We start from the raw sequence: 10,280 nt of genomic DNA on the forward strand, positions 1-10,280 counted from the left end.
GAGAGCGACCAGTAGGAGAGGCCGAAGAAGCGCCGGATTTCGTGCAGCCAGTTGTTGAGCGCGAGGGCGACGCCATAGGCGCGGTCGCCGAGATGGGCGAGCCATTTCGCATATTTGACGACGCTGTCGAACTGGTCGCCGTGAATGACGAGGAAGCGGCGCCCGTCGGCCGTCTCATGGATCGTTTCGCCGATGACGTCGATGCCGCCGAAATTGAGGCCGGTATATTCGCGTAAGGCCTCGTCGTGATTGCCGGGCACGTAGATGACATTGGCGCCCTTCCGCGCCTTGCGCAGGATTTCCTGCACCACGGCATTGTGAGACGCCGACCAGTACCAGGAGCGCTTCAGCCGCCAGCCGTCGATGATGTCGCCGACGAGATAGATCGTCTCCGCATCGTTGTGGCGCAGGAAGTCGAGCAGGAGGTCGGCCTTGCAGCCCGGCGTGCCGAGATGGATGTCGGAGAGGAAGAGTGTACGGTGCTTCTTGCGATGCTTCGGGCGGGGACCCGTCAGCCGCTCGTCCAGGCCGCCGCGTCGGACGCGGCCGTCGCGCTTGCGGGGAACCCGCGTATCGTCCGGCAGATCGGGCGCAAGGCGACCGGCCTTGGCCGGACGCGAGACCAGCGCGGTACTGAGACGATTCCATGCCGTGTCGAACAACATCCTGTTCCTGTCCGATCGTCGGCGGACCCGAATGGCATCCGCCGATCATTCGCCTACGGACCAGATTTCCGCCTGCTTTGCGGCCCGAAAACCCTGGCGCTCGCCAGCCGAACCGTTTGTAGCTATAAGCAGGGATCGTCTGCTCCTCTACACCCCATATTCTGTGGCTGTGGATAAGGTATCGTGACGGATTGATGACACTTCAATGACAGCTACGCCGGGGGTCCTGTGGCGTTACGCCGCTCCGTACACATCATTTTGAATCCCGCCGCCGGCGCACGCCGCCGCGGGCTGCTCGATGCCGTGGTCGAGCGCTTGAAGCGCGGCGGCGCGACCGTGACGCTCGAACTGACGGAGCGCGCTGGCCATGCCACGGCGCTGGCGCGCCGCGCGGCGGAACGGGGCGATGCCGATGTCGTCGTCGCGGCCGGCGGTGACGGCACGATCAACGAAGTGGCGCGCGGACTTCTCGGTCAAGGCGTACCGCTCGGCATCCTTCCGCTCGGCACCGCGAATGTGCTGGCGATCGAGCTGGGGCTTCGGCCCCGCGCGGTCGAGGTCGCCGACATGCTGCTGTCCGGCCCGGCGCATCTCGTCGGCACTGGCGTCGTCGACGGCGAAATCTTCCTGATGATGGTCGGCATCGGCTTCGACGGCGTCGTCGTCCATGCGATCAATCCGCGGCTGAAGCGGCTCTGGGGCAAGGGCGCTTTCGTCTGGGCGGGCGTCAAGGAATGGCTGAGAGGACCGGGCCGCGACATTCGCCTCGTCGCCGACGGCCGCGAAAAGCGCGCGCAATGGGCGATCGTCGTCAATGGCCGTTATTTCGCGGGGCCTTATGTGTTGTCGCGCGAGGGCGATATTTCCCAGCCGGGCCTCACGCTCTTTCTGTTCAAGAACGGCGGCCGCATCGCCCTTGTGCGCTATCTGATCGCGCTGGGTCTCGGGCGGATGGCGAAGCTCCGCGACGTCGAAATCCTGCCGGCGCGGCAGGTGCGGTTCCTTGAGCCGGAGGGTCTGGAAGTCGAGGTCGATGGCGACGCGCGCGGGAACCTGCCGCAGACGATCGAACAGGGCACGCGCTTCCTGCGTCTCGTCGTGCCGCAGAACTGGAAGCCTTAATCCAGAAGTTCCGTGAGGGAGCGGATGATCCGGTCGGGCTTGATCGGGCTTCCTTGCGGCAGGCCTTCGCCATGGGCGTCATGCCATATCGAATAGATGCCGAGGCGCTGCGGCGCCGCGACTTCCCATTCGAGATTGTCGCCGACCATCCAGGTGTCGGCCGGGCCGACGCCGAGGGTTTCCATCGCATGGAGATAGGCGCGCTCTTCCGGCTTGCCGAAGCCGTGCTCGCCCTCGATCTGGATATGATGGAAGCGCGGCGCGAGATCGAAGCGCACGACCTTGGCGCGTTGCGTCTCCGCCGCGCCGTTGGTGACGAGCGCGAGAAGAACGCCGAGCTCCTTCAACCTGTCGACCGTCTCGCAGGCACCGGGAAAGAAGCACATCTGCTCTTCGCGGAAGGATGAGAAGCGGTCGGCCAGCCGGACGACCAGCGAGGGATCGGCCTCGTCTCCGCCAGAGAGATTGCGCAAGCCGCCCGCGACGATCCGACGCCGCGCCGCGACGAGGTTCAGTCGCCAATGCTTGTGCTGGGTGTCGTCCGCCCAAAATTCGCGGGCATAATCGTTGATGGCGCCCGCGGTTTCTTCCGTCGTGTAGGGGGTCAGTTCGCGCTGGAACTCGCGCGCGACTTCCCTCCAAGCGATTTCCGGCCGCCCATAGGCAGAGAGAATCGTGTCGTCGAGATCGAAGAGGATGGCGTGGGGAAGTTTCGGCATGTGGGCCAGTTTAGCCGGACGGGCCGCCAGCTCAAAGCCTCAGAGGCGATCCGGCGTCGATGCGTCGGCGATGATTGTCGGCGCCGGGTCGAGGACGCGCGGCGGCTGGCGGTTGGCCGCCGGGCGGGACGACGGGAAATCCTTGTCGGCGATCGAGAGGCGCAGGCCGACAGTCGCGACCCCGCCCTCGCGGATATCCTGCACCGGGGCGGTGTCGAGCACCATGGGCGCGGGCGCGGGGGAGGGGGAGGGGGCTGCGGCTTCGGCGATGACGACATCGGTAATAGGGGATTCAGCGACCTGCGCGCCGCGCGATGCGGCGATCTCGGCCGCCGCTTCGGCCTTCAGCGCGCGTGTCAGCGCGGCAACGCGCTCGCGTTCGCCCGTCCAGATGCGGATCACCTTGGCGAAATAGGGTTCGTTGCGGATGGGCGATTCGGAATGGTAGGTCGCCACGGCCTTCGGCCATGAGCCCGTCTGCTTGCGCAGCCGCTTCAGGAACTCGGCGCCATAGGTGACGTTGGTCAGCGGTTCGAAGGCTTCATGGAGGTCGGAGAAGGCATCGGGATGGTAGCGCAGATTGACCTGCATGCAGCCGACATCGATGCTGCGGACGCCGGCCTTCAACAGACGTTGCGTGGCGGCGACCGCTTCTTTCTTGCTGTCGAAATAGAAGGACTGGCCTTCGGCATTGATCGTCCAGGGCCAGGGCCGCGCCTTTCCGGATTTGGGATCGAATCGCCCCGCTTCCGCCATCGAAACCGACACGAGGAGCGCACGAGGCATTTTGTGTGTGGTCTCGATAGCGATGGCCGCTCGTTCGCAATAGGACCAGGGCGACGGCGCGAAAGAAGCGGACGCCTTCGCATCGGCCGATTTGACGACGGGTCGGGCGGAAACAGGGCTATTCTGGGCATGGCCAATGGCGGGGAGCAGCGAGAGCGCGGCCGCGAATGAAAGGGCAAGCCCCGTCCGGATTGCTCCGGCCGCCGGAATAAGTCCTGTCTTTCGGCTTTTTAGACGCATGCTGCTTCCGCCCTATGGCACCCATATTCGCGAGCGGCGGTGCTCTGCCTGGCATCCCGCGTAAAATGAGCGTCCCTATATTGCACGCGGGGCTGTTAACGAAGCTTTGACGGCGTTGGAGGGCGGCAAGCTGGACTGGGTTCGCTGCGGTGCAACCGGGGTCGTTGCCGTGACAAATTGCCTTTAAAGTCGGCAATTTAGAGGAAAATTGCCGCAGCTTTCGGCATGTGAAATTTTGTCAGAAACCCCTTGTTTATTGTGCGGTGCAATGTATATTGTGCATTGCGTCATCGGTTGAGCTTTCTCCTGATGACGTAGCCCTTCCTGGGCGTTTCCTCCCTAAACTTGGGCCCTGGTTCGCCAGGGCCCCTTTTTTTGCCCTGGAGGCTTTCTCAAAAGCGGCTGAAGCGGATGGGGCGGGCGTGGAACACCTATTGCGCCGCGCCGCGGATATTGCCGGGCAGGGCGGACCAGTCGAACCCCGCAAGTCCGGCGGCAAAGGCTGACATGTCGGCGCGGACCTTGTCGAAATCCGGTCCCCGTTCGAGCCGCGCCTCATCCATATAAAGCGCCCGGTTGATCTCGATCTGCAACGCATGAAGATTGCTTTGCGGGCGGCCATAATGCTCGGTGTTGAAACCGCCGGCGTAAGGGTTGTTGCGGACGACGCTGTAGCCGAGCTTCTTCAGAAGCCGTTCGGCCTCTTCGGTGATCTCGCCGGCGCAAGACGTGCCGTAGCGGTCGCCCAGCACGATGTCCGGGCGGTCGGTGCCGCGGTCGTCGTCGGTCGGCCCGCCCACCGAGGGCATCGAATGGCAGTCGACGAGCAGAGCCCAGCCGAATGCGCGCAAGGTTTCTTCGAGGAGACCGCGCAACTTCTCATGAAAGGGCATGTAGAGCAGCCTGATACGCCGTTCTGCCTCCGCATAGGCGAGCGGCGTGCGGTAAATTTCGGTCGAATCGGCAACGACGCGCGCGATGGTGCCGAGCCCGCCCGCCACCCGGAGCGAGCGTGTGTTGACATGCGGCGGCAGCGGATCGGCGAACATCGCCGGATCGAGCTCATAGGGCTCGCGATTGGCGTCGAGATAGGCGCGGGGAAAGCGCGCATGGATGAGCGGCGCGCCGAGCGCGACGACGCCGTCGAAAATTTCCTCGACGAAGCTGTCTTCCGAGCGGCGCAAGGTCATGGCGTCGAGGTTGGACCCCGTCACGAAGGCTTGCGGATAGATGCGGCCGCTATGGGGCGACGAAAAGACGAAGGGGAGCCGCATTCGTGCCGGCTTCTCGATTGCGACGGGCCGTTCGAAAAGGGCGGCTTCGTCTTCGGCGGGAAGCTTCGCCTTGCCGGCCGTGCGATTTTCGGAATTGGTGGGCATGGGACTCAAGGATATTCACCGGCCCTGGGGCATTTCAAGGGCAACTCCTAAGACGTCGTTCGCCCCGCCGTGGATTTCAACTTACCATGCAAGAGAGCATCGCGCGAAGCGGTCGCTCGAAACAGGCGCTTTTTGTCCCCAGGAAGATTGGGGGCAAGGCAGGAGGTTCACCGCCTGTTTACCGTTCCGAATTTAAAGTGCTGGACGGATGGTGCGGTCGCGTTTGGTGCGATACTGGCCGTCGGGTGGGCATCTGATGACGGATTTGGGCTGATGGCACGCATTCTCCTCGCGGAAGACGATGATTCCATGCGCCGGTTCCTGGCCAAGGCGCTGGAGAACGCGGGGCATGAGGTCGCGGCCTATGGCCGTGGCGACCAGGCCCATGAAAAGCTCAAGGACGATGTTTTCGACATCCTCCTGACCGATATCGTGATGCCGGAAATGGACGGGATCGAACTTGCCCGCCGGGCCGCCGACCTCGATCCCACCATGAAGATCATGTTCATCACCGGTTTCGCGGCTGTCGCCCTCAATCCGGAAAACGCCGCCCCCAAGGAGGCAAAGGTGCTGTCCAAGCCCTTCCATCTGAAGGACCTGGTGGCCGAGGTCGAACGGCTGATGGCCGCCTGAGGTTCCGCGACGATCCGGCCGGCCGGGCCTGCAAAGCCCCGTTTTCCCATCTTGTCTTTAGGGATCAACCCCGATATACGGACTGCCTCTGACCGGGGCGCCGGGTTCGGTTCCGCCCCGACCGCAATGGCAATGGGCGCGTAGCTCAGCGGGAGAGCACTACGTTGACATCGTAGGGGTCACAGGTTCAATCCCTGTCGCGCCCACCATTGCCGCCTCCGGGGACACGGAAAAGCCGGCCGAGCCATTGATCTCCGTATCTTTGCGGAACCTGGCGCAGGGCCCGCACCGTGTGAAAGATCGATCGTCTTACGGAACCTTTTTGCCGCTTGGGCGCTATGTGAGCGGGGCGTGGGAACTGTCCATTCGTTCTCGCGAAAGGAGATCCGCAGCAGCGGGTCTTTCGACGCTCACAGCAAGGTATCCATCATGATGAACACACGACGGGCTTTCCTCTCGCTGCTCGTGGCGGCCGGCATGGTTCTTTCGGTTGGCATGGCCGATCGCGCGAACGCAGCAACCGCCGCCGATCTCGACAAGGATTCGGCTCAGGCGCTTCAGAACCTCTACAACACCAATCCCACGGCGAAATCCATCGGCTCGAAAGCCCGCGCCATTCTCGTCTTTCCCAACATCGTGAAGGCCGGCCTCGTCTTCGGTGGCGCCTATGGCGAAGGAGAGCTGTTGAAGAACGGTCATGTGGTCGATTACTACAACTCCGTGACCGGCTCCTGGGGCCTGCAGGCGGGCGCGCAGTCCTATGGCTATGTCGTGTTCCTGATGACGCCGAAGGCTGTCGAATATCTCGAGAAGTCGGCGGGCCTCGAAATCGGCGTCGGTCCGACGGTCGTCGTCGTCGATGAAGGCGCGGCGAAGAACCTCTCGTCCTCGACGCTGAAGGACGACGCCTATGCCTTCATTTTCAATCAGCAGGGCTTGATGGCCGGCGTCAGCATCGAAGGTTCGAAGATCTCCAAGATCAAACGCTGAACCTGAACGGCGAAATTTGCGGCCCCGCGCGCCTTTGGCATGCGGGGCCGCCTTGTTTTCAGCGATGGTGATCCGATGTCAGCCGCAGGAATTCTTCCCGCGTCTTCGGATCGTCGCGCACCGCGCCGAGCAGGTGACTGGTGCTGAGCGTCGCCTCGGGCGAATTGACGCCGCGCAAGGTCATGCAGGAGTGCTCGGCCTGGATGACGACGCCGACGCCGCGCGGCTCGAGAATTTCGTAGATTGCGCGGGCGATGTCCGCCGTGAGTTTTTCCTGAATCTGGAAGCGCCGCGCGAAAGCATGGACGACACGGGCGAGCTTCGAGATGCCGACAACCCGATTCGACGGCAGATAGCCGACATGGGCGTAGCCGGTCACGGGCAACATGTGATGTTCGCAGAAGCTCACGACACGGATGTTCCTGAGAACGATCAACTCGTCATAGCCACCGACTTCCTCGAAGACGCGCTCTAGATAGGCGCGAGGATCGACCTCGTAGCCGGCAAAAAGCTCGCGATAGGAGCGTGCGACCCGCGCCGGCGTTTCGATCAACCCTTCGCGCGTAGGGTCTTCTCCCGCCCATCGCAGCATGACGCGCACGGCGTCCTCGACTTCGGCCTGCGTCGGCTTGGCGACCTTTGCCGCCTTCTGAACTTTCCTGGTTTTTTCTTTCGCCATGATCCGCTTCTCCCGGGCCGTTCTGCTTGTTCCGCGACCCGTCATAGATTTGCCGACGCCATCCGGATTCAAGGCTGGATTATTGGTTTATCCAATTCGCGGCTTGATCGCCACCCGCATATGGAGGTGCCCCAGCGTCAGCCGCAGATGTCGAGCCACGCCATGATGACCTTTGCGAGCTGGTCGATGCGGTGTTCGACCGGCAGGGTGGCGCCGTGAAAGAGCAATGTGAGGCTGAGCGGCAGCAAGAGCAGAAGCAGCGTCGGCTGCCGGCGCGGCTCCGAGGCCGGCGGTTCGACGCGGTAGAGGATGAACGGGGCCACCAGCCCGATGGCGGCGCCGAACAGCACCTCCGGCGTGCTGTGCATGCCGAGCGCGACGCGCGACACGGCAATGCCGAGGCAGGCGGCGAGCGCGCCGCCGATGAAGGCGAGCTTCGTCCAGCTATCGCGTGTGAGCTTGACCCAGAGCGTCGCGAAGCCGCCATAGGCGGCGACGGCGGCCGTCGTGTGCCCGCTCGGACTCCGGATGTCGAGACCGGGCAGCAGATGGCCGCATGGAATGAAGACGATCTTGGCGATCAGAGAACCCGCCAGCGCCATGACGAGCGCAACGCACCAGATCAACGCCTCGCGCCGCGCGCCGGCGGCTGCGAGCGTAATGGCGACGGTGATCGCGAAAGGCAGGATGACGGCCTGATCGCCGAATGCCGTGATGAAATAGAGAATGTCGTGAAGCTGCATCGCGGAAGCGTTCGGGTAGGGAAAAAGGGGAGTGCGTCCGGGAAAATCTAGACGCTTTCGCAACCGTTGCCACGTGGCAAGTTTGCGGCATCCCGTTCAGAAGAAGCGCGCGACGCGGAACTGGATGTAATTGTCGTCGGCGATGCTGTAGATCGGATCCTGACGCGGGATATTGCCGAAGAAATAGGCTTCGAGAGACAGGCGATAGTCGTCGCCGAGCCGGCGCTCGCCCTTGAAGCGGAAGCCGAGTGCGCCCGTCTCCGCGTCGATGACGGCGCCGCCGAGGAAGCTCGTCGACGCCGCGTCGTTCGCTGTCCAGCGCAGGGCGAGAAAGCCGTCATTCTCGTAAGGGTCACGGTCCATCAACCCGCGGCTGTCCAGCGCATATTCGGCGACGACGCCGAGATCGCCATCCGATCCGAAGACGCCGTAGAAGGTATATTCGATGCCGCCGGTCGCCGCCTCGTATTCGCGGCCGAGCTCGCGGCGCCAATAGCCTTCGAGTTTGTAGAGCCAGGCGCCTTTGGTCATCTGCGCGTCGATGGAGGCCTGCTTCATCTGCGCGTAGAAGGGCGCGAGCACCGGGTCGCCGTCCTTGCTGAGCGTCGGCGTCAGGATCGGATCGCGGTTGGTGCCCTGGAAATAGGAGACGCCGAGATCGACGTCGCCAAAATGGTTCGAATAGCGGAAAGCGCCGTCGATATGGCGTTCCTTGCGCGCGCTTTCATAGGTTGTGAGATCCATGTCGACGGGAAGATCGAGAGCCGGTCGGCCGTTCGGTCCCGGAAAATCGCGCTCGCGGAAATAGGGCAGGAGGAACGCATCGAAGGTGCCGAACTCCTGCGTCGTGCGGATGCGCAGCATCGGTTGGCCGAGCCGCACCTCCTGCTTCACCGGGTCCTCGATGATGTCGACCTGATTGACGACATCGACGAGATGCACCGCCTCGGTCACGCCCCAGAACACCTTGTCGAAGCCGAGGCGCATTTCCCACTTGCCCATGACGAGGCCGTAGCGCGCCTCGCGCAGGTCCCAATGGGTGCGCCGGTCGTCGCGTTGGTCGAGCCGCGCGAAAGGCGTGAAGACGAGCGACTGGTCGCCCCCGTCCCAGACATATTTCGCCGTGAGTTCGCCGGCGACGGAAAGGTCGGTGTCCTTCTGACGCGGGTTGCTTGCCGAGTTCGTGAAGACGCGCATCTCCGGCTCGATCGACCCTCGCAAGCCGAGATCGTCCGCGCGGAGCGCGCATGGCGACAACGCCACGACGAGAGCGAGGAGAGACGCGCGGCTCGCAATGGTCATCAGCGCGCTCTTTCGAGGCTCGCAGTGGTGAAGTCGTCCTTTGTCAGGCCGGTATGGAAGCTGTAGCCCTGCCAGATGAGACGCGTCGTCTTGTTGGTCTCATGGTTCACCATGTCCAGTTCGGCCGGCCGCCAGAACTTGCCCTCATAGAGCTTGTAATCATTGTAGGTCAGCGTCTTCAGCAGGCTGTTCTTGCGGTCGTAATAGTCGATCTTGCGGAACTGGTAGTCCGTCGTGTCCACCCAGACGATCTCGCGCGTATAGCCCGAATCCTCGTATTGCGGCGTGCGTTCGACGACATGGCAGGTGAGCGTGCCGCAGGGTTCGTCCTTCAGCCACTTGTAGGAAAACTTCGCCACCTGCTGCGTCGAGAAATCCTCGAAGGCGAATTCGCTGCCGACGAAGGGGCCCGATTTGTTCGCCGAGGAGATGCGCTTCACGCGCTTCACCGTCGGGAGGTAAAGCCATTGTTCGTCGGCTTCCTTGATGTGCGGATAGGTGAGGAGCGCCGTGCCTTCGATGTCGGCCGGCTTGTCGAAAGTCATGAGGCTCCAGTTGCCGTCGTCCTCGCCCGCCGTCTCGAGCATCAGGAAGCGCAGGGCACGCTCGCTCGTCTCGCCGGATGAATTGGTGAGGATCATCTTCATGTCGGCCTTGGCATCGCCCCAGCCGCGATCGCGCTTGTCGTTTTCCTGCGCGATGGCAAGCCCGCGCGCCGACGGATCGGACGTCGCCGGAAGAGCCGGAGCCTCGGCCCGCGCCGCTTCGGTCGAAAAGATTGCGCCCGCAAGAGAAATCGTCAACGCGAAGACGGCCCAAATGCCCGCCCGATATGCCCGTCCGCTCATGCCCACCCCGGAATTTTTCTTTCGTCCCCCAGGAGCCGCAGCGTGGAAACGCCCGCGACTCGCCCGCTCGCATGATGCAGGCTGAACTTCCGGTTTTAAAGATGATTTTGGAACGGGAGATCAGAAAGGCCGGTCGCCGTTAACCGTGACGCGCTCCATGTGCCGGCGATGGCC

The 10,280-nt window shown here is 63.2% G+C and carries 11 protein-coding genes and 1 tRNA gene; 4 read left to right on the top strand and 8 right to left on the bottom strand.

Annotated elements, in window-relative coordinates; genetic code table 11:
- On the bottom strand, nt 1–665 hold a 665-nt coding region (locus VMR03_RS15285; RefSeq protein ID WP_325406727.1), incomplete at its 3' end, for a UDP-2,3-diacylglucosamine diphosphatase.
- A gap of 228 nt (nt 666–893) precedes the next feature.
- On the opposite strand from VMR03_RS15285, the gene VMR03_RS15290 reads away from it, so the two are divergent.
- A complete protein-coding gene (locus VMR03_RS15290) occupies nt 894–1,787 on the top strand; it encodes a diacylglycerol kinase family protein (protein WP_325406729.1) in 894 nt (297 codons plus the stop codon).
- On the opposite strand, the gene VMR03_RS15295 is transcribed toward VMR03_RS15290, so the two are convergent.
- From VMR03_RS15295 to VMR03_RS15305, 3 genes are all read right to left on the bottom strand, one after another.
- Nucleotides 1,784–2,506 (bottom strand): HAD-IA family hydrolase, encoded by a 723-nt coding sequence (locus VMR03_RS15295; RefSeq protein WP_325406731.1) that lies wholly within the window; start codon nt 2,504–2,506, stop codon nt 1,784–1,786. The two genes, VMR03_RS15290 and VMR03_RS15295, sit on opposite strands and share 4 nt — an antisense overlap.
- Nucleotides 2,507–2,545: 39 nt before the next feature.
- Nucleotides 2,546–3,292, bottom strand: a complete 747-nt coding sequence (locus VMR03_RS15300) for a transglycosylase SLT domain-containing protein (protein ID WP_325406733.1) — start codon at nt 3,290–3,292, stop codon at nt 2,546–2,548.
- 671 nt (nt 3,293–3,963) lie between these two features.
- The gene (locus tag VMR03_RS15305) at nt 3,964–4,806 is read right to left on the bottom strand and encodes an N-formylglutamate amidohydrolase (protein ID WP_414693191.1); all 843 of its coding nucleotides are present in this window, start codon (nt 4,804–4,806) and stop codon (nt 3,964–3,966) included.
- A 378-nt stretch (nt 4,807–5,184) separates the two neighbouring features.
- Here VMR03_RS15305 and cpdR point away from each other — a divergent pair, with 378 nt between their 5' ends.
- The 3 genes from cpdR to VMR03_RS15320 all read left to right on the top strand — a co-directional run bounded on the left by cpdR (nt 5,185) and on the right by VMR03_RS15320 (nt 6,534).
- On the top strand, nt 5,185–5,544 hold the full coding sequence (gene cpdR, locus VMR03_RS15310; protein WP_325406737.1) for a cell cycle two-component system response regulator CpdR: 360 nt from the start codon (nt 5,185–5,187) through the stop codon (nt 5,542–5,544).
- A 134-nt stretch (nt 5,545–5,678) separates the two neighbouring features.
- Nucleotides 5,679–5,753, top strand: a tRNA-Val gene (locus VMR03_RS15315).
- A 220-nt stretch (nt 5,754–5,973) separates the two neighbouring features.
- A complete protein-coding gene (locus tag VMR03_RS15320; protein ID WP_325406739.1) occupies nt 5,974–6,534 on the top strand; it encodes a lipid-binding SYLF domain-containing protein in 561 nt (186 codons plus the stop codon).
- A gap of 58 nt (nt 6,535–6,592) precedes the next feature.
- Here VMR03_RS15320 and folE read toward each other — a convergent pair whose 3' ends face one another.
- From folE to VMR03_RS15340, 4 genes are all read right to left on the bottom strand, one after another.
- Complete coding sequence (gene folE / locus VMR03_RS15325; RefSeq protein ID WP_325406741.1) at nt 6,593–7,213, bottom strand: GTP cyclohydrolase I FolE; 621 nt, start codon at nt 7,211–7,213, stop codon at nt 6,593–6,595.
- A 137-nt stretch (nt 7,214–7,350) separates the two neighbouring features.
- Nucleotides 7,351–7,956 (bottom strand): phosphatase PAP2 family protein, encoded by a 606-nt coding sequence (locus tag VMR03_RS15330; protein WP_325406743.1) that lies wholly within the window; start codon nt 7,954–7,956, stop codon nt 7,351–7,353.
- 96 nt (nt 7,957–8,052) lie between these two features.
- The gene (locus tag VMR03_RS15335; RefSeq protein WP_325406745.1) at nt 8,053–9,258 is read right to left on the bottom strand and encodes a hypothetical protein; all 1,206 of its coding nucleotides are present in this window, start codon (nt 9,256–9,258) and stop codon (nt 8,053–8,055) included.
- Nucleotides 9,258–10,106 carry an outer membrane lipoprotein-sorting protein gene (locus VMR03_RS15340; protein WP_325406747.1) on the bottom strand — a complete coding sequence of 283 codons (849 nt, stop codon included), beginning with the start codon at nt 10,104–10,106 and terminating at the stop codon, nt 9,258–9,260. The genes VMR03_RS15335 and VMR03_RS15340 overlap by 1 nt, the downstream gene beginning before the upstream one ends.
- Nucleotides 10,107–10,280 lie beyond the last annotated feature (174 nt).

Source organism: Parvibaculum sp., assembly GCF_035511255.1.
In the GTDB taxonomy this organism is placed as follows: domain Bacteria; phylum Pseudomonadota; class Alphaproteobacteria; order Parvibaculales; family Parvibaculaceae; genus Parvibaculum.

Bases quoted from the DNA above. Each gene is read 5' to 3' on its own strand.
- VMR03_RS15295 (WP_325406731.1), bottom strand. From the start codon at position 2,506: ATGCCGAAACTTCCCCACGCCATCCTCTTCGATCTCGACGACACGATT.
- VMR03_RS15300 (WP_325406733.1), bottom strand. From the start codon at position 3,292: ATGCCTCGTGCGCTCCTCGTGTCGGTTTCGATGGCGGAAGCGGGGCGA.
- VMR03_RS15305 (WP_414693191.1), bottom strand. From the start codon at position 4,806: ATGCGGCTCCCCTTCGTCTTTTCGTCGCCCCATAGCGGCCGCATCTAT.
- cpdR (WP_325406737.1), top strand. From the start codon at position 5,185: ATGGCACGCATTCTCCTCGCGGAAGACGATGATTCCATGCGCCGGTTC.
- VMR03_RS15320 (WP_325406739.1), top strand. From the start codon at position 5,974: ATGATGAACACACGACGGGCTTTCCTCTCGCTGCTCGTGGCGGCCGGC.
- folE (WP_325406741.1), bottom strand. From the start codon at position 7,213: ATGGCGAAAGAAAAAACCAGGAAAGTTCAGAAGGCGGCAAAGGTCGCC.
- VMR03_RS15330 (WP_325406743.1), bottom strand. From the start codon at position 7,956: ATGCAGCTTCACGACATTCTCTATTTCATCACGGCATTCGGCGATCAG.
- VMR03_RS15335 (WP_325406745.1), bottom strand. From the start codon at position 9,258: ATGACCATTGCGAGCCGCGCGTCTCTCCTCGCTCTCGTCGTGGCGTTG.
- VMR03_RS15340 (WP_325406747.1), bottom strand. From the start codon at position 10,106: ATGAGCGGACGGGCATATCGGGCGGGCATTTGGGCCGTCTTCGCGTTG.